The organism is Arthrobacter sp. Z5-13 (assembly GCF_056499105.1).
The window spans coordinates 2093251-2109513 of the sequence record NZ_CP096460.1; the positions used below are offsets into that span (position 1 = coordinate 2093251).

22 protein-coding genes are annotated in these 16263 nt (G+C 59.4%); 11 read left to right on the forward strand and 11 right to left on the reverse strand.

Annotated elements, in window-relative coordinates:
* Nucleotides 1-2 precede the first annotated feature (2 nt).
* Nucleotides 3-599 (forward strand): SLATT domain-containing protein, encoded by a 597-nt coding sequence (locus M1E02_RS09985; protein ID WP_479377869.1) that lies wholly within the window; start codon nucleotides 3-5, stop codon nucleotides 597-599.
* A 2-nt stretch (nucleotides 600-601) separates the two neighbouring features.
* On the forward strand, nucleotides 602-1900 hold the full coding sequence (locus tag M1E02_RS09990) for a nucleotide-binding domain-containing protein (protein WP_479377870.1): 1299 nt from the start codon (nucleotides 602-604) through the stop codon (nucleotides 1898-1900).
* 636 nt (nucleotides 1901-2536) lie between these two features.
* Here the strand turns inward: M1E02_RS09990 and M1E02_RS09995 are convergent.
* The 3 genes from M1E02_RS09995 to M1E02_RS10005 form a co-directional block, all read right to left on the reverse strand.
* Nucleotides 2537-2836 carry a hypothetical protein gene (locus M1E02_RS09995; RefSeq protein WP_479377871.1) on the reverse strand — a complete coding sequence of 100 codons (300 nt, stop codon included), beginning with the start codon at nucleotides 2834-2836 and terminating at the stop codon, nucleotides 2537-2539.
* 151 nt (nucleotides 2837-2987) lie between these two features.
* Nucleotides 2988-3953, reverse strand: a complete 966-nt coding sequence (locus M1E02_RS10000) for a hypothetical protein (protein ID WP_479377872.1) — start codon at nucleotides 3951-3953, stop codon at nucleotides 2988-2990.
* On the reverse strand, nucleotides 3950-4297 hold the full coding sequence (locus M1E02_RS10005; RefSeq protein WP_479377873.1) for a PadR family transcriptional regulator: 348 nt from the start codon (nucleotides 4295-4297) through the stop codon (nucleotides 3950-3952). Before M1E02_RS10005 ends, M1E02_RS10000 begins: the two co-directional genes overlap by 4 nt.
* 174 nt (nucleotides 4298-4471) lie before the next feature.
* Between M1E02_RS10005 and M1E02_RS10010 the strand changes: the two genes are divergently transcribed.
* On the forward strand, nucleotides 4472-5206 hold the full coding sequence (locus M1E02_RS10010) for a phosphotransferase (protein WP_479377874.1): 735 nt from the start codon (nucleotides 4472-4474) through the stop codon (nucleotides 5204-5206).
* Between the two features lie 610 nt (nucleotides 5207-5816).
* On the opposite strand, the gene M1E02_RS10015 is transcribed toward M1E02_RS10010, so the two are convergent.
* Nucleotides 5817-6245, reverse strand: coding sequence for a nucleotidyltransferase domain-containing protein (locus M1E02_RS10015; RefSeq protein WP_479377875.1), 429 nt, complete (start codon nucleotides 6243-6245; stop codon nucleotides 5817-5819).
* Nucleotides 6246-6371: 126 nt separating this feature from the next.
* Here M1E02_RS10015 and M1E02_RS10020 point away from each other — a divergent pair, with 126 nt between their 5' ends.
* Nucleotides 6372-6995: a P-loop nucleotide/nucleoside kinase family protein gene (locus M1E02_RS10020; RefSeq protein ID WP_479377876.1), complete on the forward strand. Its 624-nt coding sequence runs from the start codon at nucleotides 6372-6374 to the stop codon at nucleotides 6993-6995.
* 149 nt (nucleotides 6996-7144) lie between these two features.
* On the opposite strand, the gene M1E02_RS10025 is transcribed toward M1E02_RS10020, so the two are convergent.
* Nucleotides 7145-7333, reverse strand: a complete 189-nt coding sequence (locus M1E02_RS10025) for a hypothetical protein (protein WP_479377877.1) — start codon at nucleotides 7331-7333, stop codon at nucleotides 7145-7147.
* A 125-nt stretch (nucleotides 7334-7458) separates the two neighbouring features.
* Here M1E02_RS10025 and M1E02_RS10030 point away from each other — a divergent pair, with 125 nt between their 5' ends.
* Together M1E02_RS10030 and M1E02_RS10035 are read left to right on the forward strand one after the other, a co-directional pair.
* Complete coding sequence (locus M1E02_RS10030) at nucleotides 7459-8079, forward strand: histidine phosphatase family protein (protein WP_479377878.1); 621 nt, start codon at nucleotides 7459-7461, stop codon at nucleotides 8077-8079.
* A 231-nt stretch (nucleotides 8080-8310) separates the two neighbouring features.
* Nucleotides 8311-8814 (forward strand): nucleoside deaminase, encoded by a 504-nt coding sequence (locus M1E02_RS10035; RefSeq protein ID WP_479377879.1) that lies wholly within the window; start codon nucleotides 8311-8313, stop codon nucleotides 8812-8814.
* Nucleotides 8815-8973: 159 nt separating this feature from the next.
* Here the strand turns inward: M1E02_RS10035 and M1E02_RS10040 are convergent, their stop codons facing one another.
* Entirely contained in the window at nucleotides 8974-9339 is a 366-nt protein-coding gene (locus tag M1E02_RS10040) for an NUDIX domain-containing protein (protein ID WP_479377880.1), read from the reverse strand.
* 197 nt (nucleotides 9340-9536) lie between these two features.
* Here M1E02_RS10040 and M1E02_RS10045 point away from each other — a divergent pair, with 197 nt between their 5' ends.
* A complete protein-coding gene (locus tag M1E02_RS10045; RefSeq protein WP_479377881.1) occupies nucleotides 9537-9962 on the forward strand; it encodes an NUDIX hydrolase in 426 nt (141 codons plus the stop codon).
* Nucleotides 9963-10059: 97 nt separating this feature from the next.
* The gene (locus M1E02_RS10050) at nucleotides 10060-10737 is read left to right on the forward strand and encodes a GrpB family protein (RefSeq protein ID WP_479378125.1); all 678 of its coding nucleotides are present in this window, start codon (nucleotides 10060-10062) and stop codon (nucleotides 10735-10737) included.
* A gap of 74 nt (nucleotides 10738-10811) precedes the next feature.
* Here M1E02_RS10050 and M1E02_RS10055 read toward each other — a convergent pair whose 3' ends face one another.
* The gene (locus tag M1E02_RS10055; RefSeq protein WP_479377882.1) at nucleotides 10812-11300 is read right to left on the reverse strand and encodes an N-acetyltransferase family protein; all 489 of its coding nucleotides are present in this window, start codon (nucleotides 11298-11300) and stop codon (nucleotides 10812-10814) included.
* A 145-nt stretch (nucleotides 11301-11445) separates the two neighbouring features.
* On the opposite strand from M1E02_RS10055, the gene M1E02_RS10060 reads away from it, so the two are divergent.
* Both M1E02_RS10060 and M1E02_RS10065 read left to right on the forward strand, forming a co-directional pair.
* Nucleotides 11446-11895, forward strand: a complete 450-nt coding sequence (locus M1E02_RS10060) for a GNAT family N-acetyltransferase (protein ID WP_479377883.1) — start codon at nucleotides 11446-11448, stop codon at nucleotides 11893-11895.
* A 99-nt stretch (nucleotides 11896-11994) separates the two neighbouring features.
* Nucleotides 11995-12585, forward strand: a complete 591-nt coding sequence (locus tag M1E02_RS10065; RefSeq protein ID WP_479377884.1) for an esterase/lipase family protein — start codon at nucleotides 11995-11997, stop codon at nucleotides 12583-12585.
* 291 nt (nucleotides 12586-12876) lie between these two features.
* Here the strand turns inward: M1E02_RS10065 and M1E02_RS10070 are convergent, their stop codons facing one another.
* Genes M1E02_RS10070 through M1E02_RS10080 form a run of 3 tightly spaced genes read right to left on the reverse strand, consistent with a single transcriptional unit; the run spans nucleotide 12877 to nucleotide 14764 of the window.
* Nucleotides 12877-13482 carry a hypothetical protein gene (locus M1E02_RS10070; protein ID WP_479377885.1) on the reverse strand — a complete coding sequence of 202 codons (606 nt, stop codon included), beginning with the start codon at nucleotides 13480-13482 and terminating at the stop codon, nucleotides 12877-12879.
* A gap of 4 nt (nucleotides 13483-13486) precedes the next feature.
* On the reverse strand, nucleotides 13487-14479 hold the full coding sequence (locus M1E02_RS10075; RefSeq protein ID WP_479377886.1) for a phosphotransferase: 993 nt from the start codon (nucleotides 14477-14479) through the stop codon (nucleotides 13487-13489).
* Between the two features lie 51 nt (nucleotides 14480-14530).
* Nucleotides 14531-14764, reverse strand: coding sequence for a DUF6308 family protein (locus M1E02_RS10080; RefSeq protein WP_479378126.1), 234 nt, complete (start codon nucleotides 14762-14764; stop codon nucleotides 14531-14533).
* A 75-nt stretch (nucleotides 14765-14839) separates the two neighbouring features.
* On the opposite strand from M1E02_RS10080, the gene M1E02_RS10085 reads away from it, so the two are divergent.
* Nucleotides 14840-15352, forward strand: a complete 513-nt coding sequence (locus M1E02_RS10085; RefSeq protein ID WP_479377887.1) for a dihydrofolate reductase — start codon at nucleotides 14840-14842, stop codon at nucleotides 15350-15352.
* A 291-nt stretch (nucleotides 15353-15643) separates the two neighbouring features.
* Here the strand turns inward: M1E02_RS10085 and M1E02_RS10090 are convergent, their stop codons facing one another.
* The gene (locus M1E02_RS10090; RefSeq protein ID WP_479377888.1) at nucleotides 15644-16147 is read right to left on the reverse strand and encodes a 2'-5' RNA ligase family protein; all 504 of its coding nucleotides are present in this window, start codon (nucleotides 16145-16147) and stop codon (nucleotides 15644-15646) included.
* Nucleotides 16148-16263 lie beyond the last annotated feature (116 nt).

Consider the following 16263-nt stretch of genomic DNA (forward strand, 5'->3'; position numbering starts at 1 on the left):
GCATGACGAGTGATGTAGTGATCACTGAAGACCAGGACCTGTATCTGCTTGCGCAGGTGCGTGAAGCGTTCGGACGGGTGGTCTACAGCCACAAGACACAGGAGAAGCAGGCGGACATCTGCTTCCGTCGCCACAGATGGCAGCAGGGCACGCTGATCGCTCTGACGGCGATCAGCTCGGGAACCTTCCTGGCCGCACTGGTCGGCGCGCTGGGGAGCCCGGTGCTGACCAGCCTCGCTACCTCCTTTATTGCGATCCTCGTCAGCGCGACGAGCCTTGCCACGAAGACGTTCAAGTTCTCGGAGGAAGCCGACGCGCACCGCGACATCGCAACACGGCTCTGGGATGTCCGCGAATCATATCTGTCCCTGATCGCCGACCTGATGTCCGGTACGACGTCAGCATCCGATGCCCGCGCACGGCGGGGCGAACTCCAGGAGGCAACGCGTGCGGCATATGCCGATGCGCCGAGGACGAGCTCGAAGGCGTTCGGCAGAGCCAGGGACGGGCTCAAGGACAACGAAGAGATGACGTTCACCGCCCGGGAGATTGATCTCTTCCTGCCCGAGAGACTCCGGCTCGACGAAAGCGAGGCATGATCATGAAGACTTCCGAGATCTTCGACGGGCTGCTCCACAACCTGAAGGTCGGCGATGCCAGCAACACGATCGCTTCACGCAGGGACGAAATCACGAAGGCGCTGAATAAGGACTTCAGATCCACGGACGGTTCTACGGCTTACCGGTTGATGGTCGGCTCCTACGGGCGGCACACGGCGACCCGTGGTGTGTCCGACTTGGACATGATCTTTATAGTCCCGCCCGGCTTGCGCACGAGTTATGGCAACGAGACCGGGCCGAGGAGAATCCTCAACCGTGTCCGAGACGTACTGAAGGCGCGGTACCCCAGCACTGATGTCCGCGTTGACCAGTGTGTTGTGCGGGTGCAGTTCACGAGCAACAAGTTTAAGTTCGAGGTTCAACCCGCCTTCGAAAACGAGGACGGCAGCTTCGACTACCCCGACACCGCCGCCGAAGCCTGGAAAGTCACCAAACCACGCGCTGAGATCAGTGCGACAAAAGTGTGCAACGACCGCACCTCCAAGAACATGCGCTATCTCGCGAGGATGGCCCGGGCGTGGAAGAACGCCAACGGAGTCGTCATGGGCGGCCTGCTCATCGACACTCTGGTGCACCGCTTCTTCTCAACGACCAGTCTCTACGATTCGGCGGGAACCGAATCGTACAACCTCATGGTCCGCGACTTCTTCGCGTTCCTCGCGGACGAGCCTGATAAGGACTACTACCTCGCTTTGGGGAGCTATCAGCGGGTGACGGTGAAGACGAGGTTCCAGCCGAAGGCAAAGAAAGCCTACAACCGTTGCCTGGAGGCGATTGAGGCCGAGGGCAAGGCATCCGCCAACAAGAAATGGCGAGAGGTGTTCGGTACATCCGCGCCGCTGGCTTCGAGCACGCTTGAGGCCGCGCGCGCATTCATCGATACCGAAGAGTTCATCGAGGACAAGTTCCAGATAGACATCTCACATTCGGTCACAATCGATTGCGAGGTCACGCAGGACGGATGGCGGCCGGTTTCGCTGCGGGAGATGCTGCGGGGGAGAAGCCCACTCATGGCGAACAAGGGTCTCAAGTTCAAAGTGACGTCCTGCACCGTCTCCTACCCCTACGTCCTGAAATGGAAGGTACTGAACCGCGGTTCAGAGGCCGAACGCCGGCACAATATCCGCGGGCAGATCATCGAATCGAGTCATCCGAACGCCCGGCACGAGCGCACGAGCTTCCGGGGTGAGCACGTCGTCGAGTGCTTCGTCGTAAAGGACGGAGTCGTCGTTGCACGGGATCGCATTGACGTGCCCATCAGTAATACAAGCACGACGTGAGAACGTGGCGATTTCTCGTCCCCCGCAGCTGCCGTACATAAGTAAGGCCTAAAGGCAGGTGCACTCAGGTCCCGCAATTACCGTGAGGAACTGGGGGAGGGGGACCTGTAGCCAATGTATCTCCTGTTCAAAGGCCTTGAAGCGCGAAGAGTGGCGGTTCCGCACACGCTGAGGATCTGCCTGGGCAAACTTTGGGCCTACCCACCCCCGCTTCAACGTTGGTCAGTCGATTCCCTATCAATGGGGTCCCGCAAGGGATCTGATTGCCGTCCATTCCCGACCGAAAGATGGGTTTGATCGTCACGCCGTTCCATCATTGGATAGCACGAAGCCGCCCCTGACCAGCGAAAACGCCGCTTCAAGGAGACCCACCTCCTGTTTTAACATTCACTGGCCAGACCGCATGGGCTCCATGGAACCCAAGTCGATATAGGAGGTGGGTACCAAAATCCCCGGAATGACGCGGGTTCTGGCCCCTATCCGGATGTCTTTGCGGCACGGGAACGACCCATCTCATTAGTAACGTTGGTGCCTTCATGTCACGCCGTGCCGGGCGTGAGGGAATGAGTCCGGCGACGTCCTTGCTGCATGGGATTTAGGACTTCGCCAGGGTGTTTCTCGTCTAAATCAGCCCGGTCAGACGGGATCGGTGAACGAGATCGGCTTGCCGGTGGCGTGGGCATATGCGATCTCCCTGCCCGTGGACTCGCCGATATACCCTCCGGGGTTGACGACCAGAACCCGGTCAGCCAAGTCGATCTTGCGCAGGTGGAGGGCGTCCAGCGCCGTCTTCTGCTCGTTGGTGACCAACTCGTCTGCTTCGCCTGGCGCGACGACGATGACACCTGCGAAGGTCAGATCACGGTTCGCCGCACGCATCTCATCCACGAAGCGGGTAGAGCCGCAGATGCAGACAATCTCAGGTCGGTCGGGCACGGCTCACTCCTTCGGTCCAACGGGAAACGATCTGTGTACCGTTCACATCACAGACAGGCACATGAGCCAACAGTTTACGCAACAAGATGGACACCACGCGCTTGGCCGAACGCCTTGGGATGCCTCGGCACCCACACGGGGGTGGCTGCACCTAGCCTGCGGGTGTGTATTTATCACCAGCACGGAGAGGGTACTTGGCCACGTACCAGGCGGCCATGGCAGCCAGGATGCTGGATCCGATGAAGTAGGTGGCGGGGTTGTATTGCACGGCGAGAAGTCCGGTGAACCAGAGGTAAAGCGGCAGGGTGAACACCACGAGATATGTCACCCACGGCAAAACCGCTCGGTTACTAAGGGTAAGCGCCGTTACGAAGACCAAAGCGAGAACAAACGACATGCTGACCGGGAATTGGTTCCAGGAGTAATCGCTGTAAAAGGTCATCCGTGCGCCGGCCCCATGACGGTACGCAACGAAGGTCACGCCAGCTGCCAAGGCAGGCGCAGCCCAACTCATCAATGCGGGGGCACCAACGGTTCGATTGGGATCCCCGAGCAGGGCAAGGACGGCCGCGACGGCAAAGAAAGCCGGGATGTACCAGTCAGGAGTGACGACAGTATGCGTCAAAAATGTCGCGAGAGGAAGCGTGATTGCCGCCGCTATCGTCAGCACGTGAGCGGCCACCCGGACTTTTGACATTCGAAGCATGGTTGCCAGGAAAGCGCACAGGCACAGAAGGTAAACCAAGGAGGCCGCCGTGGTGAACGGCCCGAAGAGCATCACGTCGGTCCCATAGCTGCCATACCGGAACCAGCGCCCCACTTCCCCCAGCACCATCATCGTCGCTGCCGCAGCGGAACCGATGATGGTCGCCCCCGCGGCGATACGGGAGCGTCGGTGCACCGGGATGCGTCCCACGACCAGCATGATTCGGGCGAGCAGTCCGCTGAGGCCCAGATTGATAATTTCCTTAGCTCCGGGTTTTACGCGGTGCTGATCCTCGGCCACGTCCATGAGGACCCCCAGGAGCTCATCTCCATGCTCCCGCCTCCAGCTGGACGGGTAGAAGGCCAAAGCCAACCTGTATCGGCGTTCGAGCGCCGTCGAATCCCTGCTCATGCCAGCCCACCTGCCAGTCGTGCCGAGCGGATCTGCAGAGAAGCTTTGGCTGCTACCACGTTCGACTCCAGCCTGGCAATTTCTCCGCCCAACTCATCCGCCCCAACATCGGTCAACTCGTAGTACCGGCGTAGCCGGCTGTCTACGACTTCTTCCCGAGTCACGGACACCAGGCCCTCTTCCTTCAACCGGTCCAAGGCCGTGTATAGCGTGCCGGGCTGCAGCGTTACGCGCCCTCCCGATAGCTTTTTCGTTTCGGTAATCAATGCGTAGCCGTGGGCCGGGCCCTGGGCGAGTACGGACAGGATCAGGAACGTTGGTTCTCGCATGGGACGCTTAGTCATGCCATAAAGATATTCAGTTAAGCGATATATGTGCTGGAAGCCCCGGGCGTGTCCCGACTCTATTCTAAAAACTGTGCGGTCGGCCGCCTATCAGACGGGACTGACTGGTGTCCATTGAAGGAACCCCCACCGAATGCTGCGTTCGTGTGCGTGAGGGGCGGCTACCCTTTTCGAATGGGACAAATGCGCGAGGTCCGCATCCACAAGAACGTCGTCGAGCGACCGGCCAAGCCATGGACACCGACGGTACATGCCCTTCTCAAGCATTTGCACGCCTCCAGGTTGCCCGTTCCGGAACCCCTTTATATCTCCGCCGGGGTCGAGCATGTGAGGCTCATTCCCGGTGACGCTGGATCGGATGCATGGGCCCATCAGCTGGAAGTCGAGTCGGTTCGTTCAGCTGGTCAACTGCTGCGCAGAGTTCATGATGCAACAGTTGGCTGGGTGCCACCGACAGATGCGAACTGGGCGGTCCCTTTCTCACCGGGCGAGATCGTCTGCCATGGCGACCCGCAGCCTGCGAACTTCGCCTGGCGTGACGGTATCGCCGTCGGCTTGTTCGATTGGGACGTTGCCCGGCCGGGCAAGAGATTGAGCGATCTCGCATATGCCCTCGAGTGGTTCGCTCCGATCGAAGATGACCCGACCGTGCTACGAATCCGCGGGTTCGACGAGACTTTGGACCGGCGGGCTCGGATCGCGGCATTTCTCGGCGGATACGGATGGGAGGGGCCGCTCGATTTGGTTGCGGCAGTCACAGCCCGGCAACAGACTGCCATTGATGAGGTGGTCTATCTCGGCGAACTCGGTCACCACCCCCAGTCGGAGTGGGTTGCGGCAGGCTGGCCGGATCGGTGGCGTTCGAAGCTAGAGACGGCCCGCCGAGTCGGTGAGAAGCTGGGAGTTTAGCCGCCAATCTCATTCAGTAATTCAGTCGTTGCTGCGACCTATGAAGGTCGGAATGGCAGGTTTTCCACAGCTCAGTCTGGCCGTTCCGTCGTCCCCGAAAAAGGAACGCTCAGCGGTCGCCTTCTGGGGTGGCTTTTGACTCTGCGTTCTGGATTTTCAGCCCCTCCCGTCGAGCAGCACGTGCCAGTGGGAGAGTGACCAAGAACAGGACAATCAATGGGACGCCATAGGTTATCCAAGGCGACCATCCCGTAGCTTCTCTGAACACAGCGCCGATAAGTGAGACCACAAATACCCCGATTATCCCCACAATGTTAAATCGTCTTGCTTGCGGCCTCTCCGTGCTGCTCACCATCAGGCAAACGTAGCTCTTGATGTCGGCCAGCGGAACCTTTGTCATGTGCCGCTTTCCAGACAGGTGCCTGTTTCAGATACCCGCTCAGCTCGTTGCCGCCTCCCGTCAGGGTTGTCCTGGATAGAGCCCTCCAACCGTTCCCGTAAGCCGGTCCACTAACGAATGCTGATGTGATGACAGCTTCCGTATTGATTGGACCGGGTTGTTGCGCTGGATGCACCTTCTGCAGGCGGTGTTCGACGGGGAGAGGATGCCTTACCTAGTGACGGTTGCGGAAGCCGTCCCGAGAAGACCTGTGTCGTACAGAACGCGGTGGCCGTCGCTTAGGACGCGACGCGTTCCTTCGTCTAAGGGGAAATCAGCCCAGCTCGAGGGAGCGATTCCCAATTCCACGATCAAGCCTGATGCCAGCCGAAATCTGCGTTCGTGTACTGGCCCCCATACCTCGGAGCGGATGAGGCGCGCCCCAGGACGGAGTTGTTTGAACCATCGCGCGTCTTCAAGGCTTCCGGGAGTGTCGCTTAGCACCACTAGGTCGACATCGCTGGCCATTCGCTCAGCCCCTCGGGCGTAAGACCCCACGAGAGCAACAGCTCTCACTTTGTCTTCCTGCTTCGCCCAGGTAGCAACTTCACTGATGATCTGCTGAGCAGCCCGCCGGCGACCTTTCAGTCTTGGTGTCATGAGAGAGATGCTATCCGCTGGAAATTTATTACAGCACCGTATGGGGATTCGTTACGAAGGGCTTCAGCCGACCAGTGAATTGATGCAGAAAGGATCGGCTTACGGGACCTATGGCAGAGTTACTACATGCGCTTGCTCGTGATTTTTGGTCCACCCGCCGTCGGTAAGATGACCGTCGGACGCGAGATCGTTCAGCGGAGCGATTTCCGCCTGTTCCATAACCACACGCTCATAGAGCCTCTACTCGAAGTGTTCGACTACGGGACACCACCGTTCAATCGACTACTTAGCGAATGGCGTGCGCGGGTCGTCGAGGAAGCGGCCATGTCAGGCACCGACCTGCTGTTCACGTTTGTCTGGGGCCTGGAGCAGCAGGCCGAAGCCGATGAGCTAGCGAGATACATCCGCCCTTATGTCGAGAAGGGTGCAGACGTAGCATTCGTGGAACTGTCGGCGGATTTGGACACGCGCCTGCGACGGAATCGGACCGAGTTGCGACTTGCTGAGAAGCGATCGAAGCGCGACGTGGAATGGTCCGACGCTAATGTTCGCGAGATGGAGCGTTTTCTCATGAATACTGACCGCCATGCCAGTGTCGACCAGGCTTTGCCAGGAGCCGCGCTCCTGGCGGAACACAGGCATATGCGGCTGGACAACGGCGACCTCGCACCACAGGAGGCAGCGGCTCGGATTCTCGCCTGGTTGGACAAATCCCCAACGGGACGCGTGACTCAAGAGTCGACATCCTAGCGCGTAAGCTGCGAGAACGTAGGCATGCCTGAGGGGAAGCCACCAGTCATTCAACTGCTAGGGATCGCTTCGGTCGGTTGCGCCTTCGCTTGCGTGGCTGTGGCGTGACAGCATGAGGCTATGGGGAATTTTCAACGATTTCATGCAAACTACGTCGGGCGGACCGGTGTAGGCGTCGGGATCTTCGTGCCGTTGATCACCTTCGCCGGACCGGAAGACTCAGCGACGATGAGATCCTTGTCTATGCCCTCACCGATGAATGGTTTCAGCAGAATCTTCCCAATCCTCTGAGTAGCTCCGACCGACGGTGGCTCCGGTCGTCCTTGGAAGTCGCTCATCCTGGCCACCCTTGGCTCAACGAACTTTAGATCGCCCTGCCAAACGAATTGCTGGCCACGGCCATATCCAGGTCGCCGTGTTTCGTTCGGATCAACTATGCCTATTGGAAGATAAAGAGGTTGCCGTGCGGAACTTGTACGTTGTCACTCACACGGAAGCGACACACCACGTGGAGAACCTGGTCGGTGGCTGGTATGACTCCGCACTGACTCCTCGGGGCCTGAGAGGTGCCCGACGCGTCGCAACGGCAGTGGCCGATCGAATACCAGACGGGCAAAGCGCTGTTCTCTTCTGCTCTGACCTCCTACGAACCCGGCAAACGGCAGAACCTATCGCTGAGCGACTAGGCGTGGAAATCGTCATCGATGCAGATCTTCGGGAGCAGTCCTACGGAGCTGCCGAGGGCACCTCTCCTGGATCAACCCCTTTTGTACCGCCGCCAATGCACGGGGACCGGATGCGTCATCGCGATGGAATTGGTGGTTCTGAGTCGCGGCTCGAATGGGCGAGCAGGGCCTACGCAGCCCTTCAACGGATTCTCACCAGCGGGGCGCAAGACGTAGTAGTGGTTACTCACGGCGGTACAGCGACCTATCTCATTGCAGCCTGGATCGGGCTTCCTCTCGAAGAGGCCGGCTTCGTGAAGTTTAAGGTATCGCCTGGCAGTATCACCCACCTTCGGGAAGACGACTTTTTCCATGATCGGCATGTGATGGCTCTCAACGAGGTCAGCCATCTGGATTGACAAGACCCGCTTGCCGCAGTGTCCATCGGATCGTGGTGGCTGTTCAAGTCCGCAGCAGTGGGGTGGGTAGGCCGCCGTGACTTCAATGGATTTGGCTGCCAGTTTGGCGATTGGTAGGGAGCCAGCGCAAGTACCTTTGAGCTATGACGATGAACTTTGATGTGCGTCCCGGTAAGCCCTTGGGATGCGTCAGCTATGGCCTGGCGTACGAGTTATTGGAGGTAGGTTCTGATGGGACCAGAAGAAGCCGTAGGGCTTGCCATCGAACTTGCTGAAGAAGGCCTGGATGCAGGAGAGATGCCAATCGGAGCTCTTGTACTAATTGGTGACAGGGTATTGGCAAAGGCCTACACCCAGGAGCAAGCCCTAGGTCGACGGGTGGTCCATGCTGACCTGATGGCGATGTTGGAAGCGGACCAGCTTATTGGGCTTACCCGCTCGCCATTGCCCCTGACATTGGTAGTGAATCTCGAACCCTGCCTGATGTGCATGGGAGCCGCCGTCACCTTGGGAATTGACCGTGTGTGGTTCGGGTTGGAGTCTCCCAACGATGGTGCAGTTGCGCTGATGGATCAGTGGCGGCCGCCCGTGGAGCAGCCGTTCTTCCGCAAACCGAATGAGATCGTTGGCGGTATCCACCGGGCTGCAATTCGAGATCAGTTTGCACGTTACGCGCGATCGTCAGGTCCCAAAGGGATGCGTGAATGGGCCCGTGGGCTTTCACTATCCAAATAACCTAGTCGATTTCCCAGACCGCAGGACAGACGATTTACTAGCCATTCTCAGCCGGCAGTTCTAGCGCGGCAGGTCCCTTGGACGGGAGTATCCCACTTCCTAGGAAAGGGGACACCCCCTCGTTCTTGGCAGCCGGCGAGAGCGGATTTGCTGTCGCTCCTAAGCAAGGATGTGCTGGAGGGTCCCCAGAGCGTCCTGAATCGTTCGGGCCACGGAGCGGCCAGTAACTCGGCGTGACGACGCCGGTCGACCTCGGTGAGTGTGACCCATACCGGCGTCGACGACTTCGGATGGGTCAAGCCGGAGGACGGTCGAGGCCGGTATGCGGGCGACGTAGAGGTCTACGAGGGCTGACTTCTCACGGTGTTGACCAACCTGAAGGAATGATTCGGGTGGTGCGGCGATGCCCGTTTCTTCCTGGAGTTCGCGGGCAGCAGCATCCCTGCTCAACTCGCCGGCCAGCACACTGCCTCCCGGAAACTCCCATGCGAGCCCAAACTCTTTCGAGGCCCCGCGTTGGGTCAACAGAACCCTGCCGTCATCCCGAATCGCACACGTTGCAGCGACTACCGGGTAGAGACCACATTTGGCGCGACGAAAATGCCGTCATTTATCGCTGCGAGTCACACACGTGGAGTGGAGCTGCCCCGTTATTGGCACCCTGCACGGAAACGCAGTCGATATCTTCTGCAGCCCAATGTTTCTATGCCATAGTGAGCGGAATGAGCCATCGAATCAGGAATATCGCCGTGGGTGTGCCTCTGCGAGGGGGTTACATCCTGGCTTCCCTAGGTGAGGACCGAAGGACCGGGGCTAACTTCTGCCGAGCCATCGGTGGCGGCATCGAATTCGGTGAAACCTCCGCGCAGGCTGTTCGTCGCGAGTTTACGGAAGAACTCGGATTCGACGTGAGACCGACAGTTCTTCTAGGCGTGCTTGAAAACCTGTTCGAGTTTGAAGGCTCATCCTCGCACCAGATCGCGCATGTCTATGCGATCGAATCCCGTGATATTGATGCCCTGGCACTTGACGCTGAGCTGACTGTCCGTGATGAAGGCAGCCCTGTGCGCTGGTACAGGCGGTCGGAGCTTCACGCGGCGAATCCACCCCTCTATCCCAATGGCATCCTGCAGTTACTGCCCAGTTGACCTTCGGCTAACGTGCACCAAGGGCGTGGTGATCGACCGGCTTACGGGCGCATCTTCGAGGTGCCTTCCGACTTGTGAGTGGGAGGATATTCACGTGATGGACGACATTAAGCCGCGCAGACCGGACGTCGTTGAGGCTGAGTTCAAAGGCGGTATTGAGAAGCGCCAGCTAGAACTGAAGCAGTACGACGATCGGTGGCCCAGCATGTACCTCGATCACCAACGCCGGATTGGCGATGCGCTTTCGGCAACAGAGGTCGAAATTGAACACATTGGTTCAACTTCAGTTCCTGGGCTGGGCGCGAAACCAATCATCGACATCGTTGTGACAGTTCACGACATAACCGCGGAGGAGGACTATCTCGACGCGCTGCTGGCGGCTGGCTTTGAGCTTAGGGTCAGCGACGCCCTCGCGAAATGGCCCCGTTACTACGTCAAGATCCTGAATGCGATTGCCTCAGCTCAAGGAGGCGTGCTGCTGCATTGTGTTCGAGGACATGACCGCACAGGCATCGTTGTCGCCCTGCTGCTGAGCCTCGTAGGCACGAGGCCGGAGGCAGTCATCGAGGACTATGTGCACGACAGTCCCCAATTTGCGCTGGCTGCCCCTGATGCCCATCACGCAGTACACAGCGCACTCGAAACGGCCGACACAACCTTAGACGCCGAGTTTTCGCTCCTGAACAGCGCCACTGTCTTAGAGAGAACGATCGAGGCGGGACTATCTGAAGACACCATCCGTACGCTAAGAACGAAGCTGATCGACGATGCCTAATCCACGAGTTGAAGGATCGACCAATGGAAGCCGCCGTGGTTACCTCAGGACGAGACAGGTCATGTCTGCTAGTGTCAGCGCAACCGTCGTTCGAATACGAAATTGACGGGAGTGAAGCCTTGAGATTTGAAGAAATCATGAGCATTCATGTTGAAATGCCAGGAGTCGAGTCGGATCGCAGCAGCCCCAAGTTCGCAGGCAAGGTCTGAGGCTGAGCTCATCAGTCGCCGGCCCACGCCCGCCGACTGTTGCGACGGTTGTACCCCGATGTGCTGGACGTAGAAGATCGACGCTGCGCGCTTGAATGGGTTGTCCCCGCTTACTATTAATTCAGCCAACAAGTACCCAACCGTGCCATCGGTAGTGGCAGCTATGAGTAAGTGGCTGCCGTCTACGATTCGCGCCTCAAAGAATGCCTGGAGTGCTGCAGCGTCAGGCTCTCGAAAAATGTCGGGGCGGCCTTCATGGTGGAGCTTTTGGATGCCCATTCCCAGCCGGGTAAGTTCGGCCAGATCCTTAATCTCTGCAGGGCGAATAGTAGTTTCGGCGGTTGGTTGACTCATCTGGTAACTCTAGGACAACACCAAGCGCAGGGCGTGTCCCCGGTGTTACCCGTTGGTTCGTTTGGTAGGGAGCCAGCGCATGTACGGTTGAGCAATGACGGTCGATTTTGATGTACGCCCAGCTAAACCCTCGGATGCCTCAGCTATGGCGAGAGTACACGTGGACTCCTGGCGCGAGACATACCGGGGGTTGATGAACGATGCTGTGCTGGATGATCCCGCGCTCCTGAGCCAGCGCGAGGCATTCTGGGCCGCGGCTCTGACCGATCCAAAGTACAACTGCAACACCGCAGCCGTAGCGTCCTACGAAGGCATCCTGATAGGTATCGCGATGTCAGGCCCGGCCCTCGGAGATGCCCAGCTACAGCAGTTGCACCTCCTCTACGCATACTCGGGGTTCCACGGTTCGGGAGTAGGTACTGCGCTCCTCAATGCAGTCATTGACAGCTCAGTGCCTGCTGCGCTCTGGGTCGCCGACCCTAACCCTCGTGCGCAAGCCTTTTACCGAAAGAACGGATTTGTTGCTGACGGTGCGGTGAAAACCGAGGACGGCGTCCGCGCGGTTCGAATGGTCCGGTTGGGTATTTCAACCTAATGGAGGACCACTTGAGACGGTCTGATCCAGGACCACCTGCCCTTCGGCTGAGCGAACGTTCATAACACCTCAGAGCATCAGCATCCGTAAGCTGTGTGAATGAGGCAGCAAGCTGAGGTCGTACTCGTTCATGGTCTGTGGCATCAGCCGGCGCACTTTGACCGGTTGGCAGACAGCCTGCGCGGGCACGGAGTCACTGTCCATGTTCCCCGTCTGCACCGAGGATCCCTTGCTGCCGACACAGCCGCTGTACAGCTGGTAGTCGATGGATGCCGGGTGCCGCCGGTTGTACTAGGGCACTCTTACGGCGGCTCCGTCATCACTGGCCTGGAGCGGGTCAGGCATCTTATCTACGTTGCCGCATTCGTTCCAGCAGCGGGTGAAAGCGCTGCACTGCTGGGAGGCACCGACGCTTTGGTCAACGACGCCGTGCAACACGACGACGACGGGACACCAGCATCCAGCCGGGGCAGGCACGTGAGGTCCTGTATGCCGATTGCACTGAAGCCGACAGCGACTGGGCCACAGCGCTGCTGGTGCCGCAACAGCCCGGTCACGGCCGCGGACTGCAGGACCGTATTGCCTGGCAAAGCATCGAGAGCACCTACATCATCTGTTGGCACGACAAAGCAATCAGCCCTTCCCTTCAGGAATGCATGGCCCGCAGATGCACAACAGTATTCAATTTAGAGTCGAGCCACTCACCCTTCATCAGCCGCTCGGCAGAACTCGCTGAGGTGGTTGTGGGGATCTAGAACCCAGGGGAGAAGACCATCCCTCTTGCCCAGCCGGCGGAGGCATGATGCCGCTGTCTACTAGGCATACCGGGAGTTCATGAGGACGCCCGAACGGAACCAGGCGAGCCGGGCTGCCAGCCCTGAACTCACGGCACTATGAGGGACCGGCTTATGGGACGCTCATACTCAGCGGCTGCGCCCTCGTACTCGCCTTCGCGGGCCTGTGACGAACTACGTTCTTCATCTACGCGAGCCGACCCTGATGGGTGCCTTTCGCGGATTCGAGCGTTGGCTGTTCGCTTTGGGTGAGGTAGGCGTGCACGTTAGCTGCAAGTTCGGCGATCGGCCTCGGAGGAAGGTACGCGGACGCGCCGGCGTCGAGAAGGCGGCTGACGGGACCGGAGTAGTGGACGCCAAGCTCTTCGTCCTCGATCTCGGTGATCACGATTCGCGCGTTGGGGAATTGATGGCGAAGGTGCCCGAGTAGCTGAGGGCTGATGTGTGGGGTCAGCAGGACGTCTGTGCTCGTTGGTGCCTTGGTGAAGTCCATGACGATGTAGTCGTCGCCGAACTCATCGGACAGCCGTCGCCGGGCGGTGTCCGACAGCGTCATGGCTGTCGCGACGACCGTGACGCCGCCTGGGATGGACACCGGGGCGGAGGGCTGGGATGGGACGTCGATGACGGCCCCTTCGAGCGCGACCGAGCGGAACTCCAGTGAGCCGATCGCGCGGCCTGAGCGAGCGAGCGTGAGGTCATTCCCCGCGATAACCGCTTCGAGTGCGCCACGCACCTCGGGAGGCAGATCATCCAGGTCCAGCTGCGTGCCGGTGCGATGTCGGCGACTCATGCTGTCATGCGTCCTCGCCGAGTTCCCTCAGCTGGACCAGCGCTGCTTGGCCCCACCCGGTCGGGTCCTGGCCGGAGGGGATTAGCAGTATGGAGTACCAGAGCACGAGGGCGTCCCACCAGCTCGCCTCCGCTGCAGTCATGCGGCGCTCGGATTGATATCCATCGAAGAACGCAGTGCGGACCTCAGGCGATACAGGCCCCCAGTCATGAAAACGTGTTCCGAGCATGACCGCCGATCGGGCCAGCTCGTCGATACGATGGTCGAATCGAGCCTCCTCGAAATCGATGACAGCGGCGATACCAGGTCCCGCAACCAGGATGTTCGCGGATCGGTAGTCGCCGTGAACGATCTGTGTCGGCAGAGGGTCGTGATCCGCGTCAGCGACCAGACGCCGCAAGGCATCCTGCGCTGCGGCGGGCACGTGGTCGGGGCAGGAATCGAGCCAGCCGTTGATCTTCTCGGCCAGAAGGTCAGACGGGGGGTCCAGCCAGGGCGCGCGGTCAGCCTCAGGATAGACCGCCAGCGCGTCGTGTACCCCAGCCAGGACGGCCCCAGCCATCCGGACCTGACGGAGATCAGTGATGTCCAGGAGGCTGCCCTCGATCTGACGCTGAAGGCCCAGCGATACGCCGTCTGCTTCGACCTGAAGACGGCCATCCATTGTGGCAATCGGCGCTGAGACCGGCAAGCCCGTATGGCCAAGCCAGGCCGTGAGCCGAGCCAACCCCGCCAGCCGAGGAAACCGCGCAGGCACTACCGACCACTTCGCGAGCATCCGGCCGGACGAAGTACCGACCCAGGCCAACGCGTTGTGGTCGCTGATCACGATCCGTTCGCAGAAATCAACCTGAACGCCCCAATGCTCGTCCAACATGGCAGCGATCCAGCGACCGACCGTAGCGACGTCGCTGAAGCCGAACCGCCTTTCCAGTGCGTCGCCGGCATCGCTGGTTTCCCACAGCATCTCCAGCATCGGTTCGTGCGTCTCTGTCATGCCATAACCCAACCATAAAAACAGTGTCGCTCCGATCAGAACCGCTGGCGGTTATCGGCTCCCACGCCCGCCCGTGATGCCCTGGTCCTTGCCGTAGCGCCACAGGATGGCGTCCACGATGCGCAGTTCGGAAATGGGTGTCCGGACCGTGGAGAGTTGGTGAATGCGCGCCAACCGGTTAGCAAGATCAGGGTCTTCTATGAATAGGTTGTGCCAGTTCAACCATTGGTTGTTAGAGGTGCGTTTGCCAACGACCGTCCCGATTACTTTGTCCCAGATGGGGATCCTTGACCGCGAGGCGGCTTACTGCGCAACACTTCGATCGAGGCCAACTCTGCCAGACGTCGATACTGTTACTTCATGAGCATCAAGTTGGTTGTCGCGCATGATCGAGAACGAGGAATTGGTCGAGGCGGACAATTGCCGTGGAGTCTTCCCGGCGAGATGAAGAGGCTTTCGGCCACAACGCTTAGGACTATGGTTCCGGGGCGGAAGAATGCTCTCGTAATGGGGCGAGCGACTTACGATTCCCTCCCAAGCGGTAAGCGTCCTTTGCCAGGACGCCTCAATATTGTTGTCACGAGTCGCCCGATTCCGGACACCGGGGTACTGACGGCCTCAAGTCTGGGTAATGCCATGAACCTGGCCGCCAGCGCCGATGTGGAGGACATCTTCGTCTTCGGTGGAGGCCAAATCTACGAGCAAGCCCTGGAATCGTTGATCCCCGACGAGCTCCTGATTTCGGTCATCGACGAAGTGTTCGAATGCGACACCTTCTTGTCGGAGCTACCCGAGCCATACGTCCTGCGGCGTTCAACCGAACAGATCTATCACGGGACACGGGTATTCCACGAGCAATACGAACGCCTCTGACAGAGTCCTCGTGCCCCGAATAGATGACTCACCCTTTGTCCAGAATCGCGGGCCTCCGGTAGAGGATCCCTTGCTGTACAACCGCCAAATAGGGCCGTGAAAAAGCCGCCATTTATCGCCGAAAGCCACAGACCTGCCATCGAGGCTACCTATTGGAGGGCGCACGGTTCTCCTTCGGAACCTTTACGATCTTCGTCCCACAGTGGGCCGCACTCGTTGATAGTGCGGGCGGCGGTGGGCCGCAGATGTGCCCTGAACCCGGGTTAGTGTCGGTCCGCTCATACTGCTGTCTTACTGGAGACTGATCGGGGTCTCCAGGTAGTAGGGCTGACCTGCGCGATCCTGTCGGCAGACCCATAGTGTGTCGACAGTGAATGGCGGCAATGGGCCGAGCCGATCAACCGCTGCATGAATCTGATTGAAGTCGATCGATTGGCCTTGTTCGAGGGTCAGATGGGGGGTCCACCCGTCGAGCTCGAAGTACCGTGCTGCATCTTCCGGAGCTGGGTTGATGCTCTTCAGGAGCACGTCGTGCAAGTCGTGGATACGTGGGGAATCGACCTCAAGGTATGCGACCGTATCGCCGAAGGACGCAAGTGAACCCAGCTGTACCCTCACTTCGCCGAAGTGCACCACGGCTTGCCGCAGCCGACCGATCCAATCGGGCTTGTCCTCCCCATTGAGGCCGGGTTGCGCTTTTACCGTGATGTGCGGGCCGACCATCAGGTAGTTGCCCACCTCACGCAGGGTGTCGCCGAGGCGTGATGGCGGGATGACCGCAATGAAGTGCTGCACCAAGCCGACTCTAGCTATATCGTCACACGCGAGGCAACCGTCGCCTTGGCGGTTCCTTCAATGAAGTCAAAAACGGTTGTGGAGGCCGGGAAGAAGATTCTCGCAATTGCTTTGGG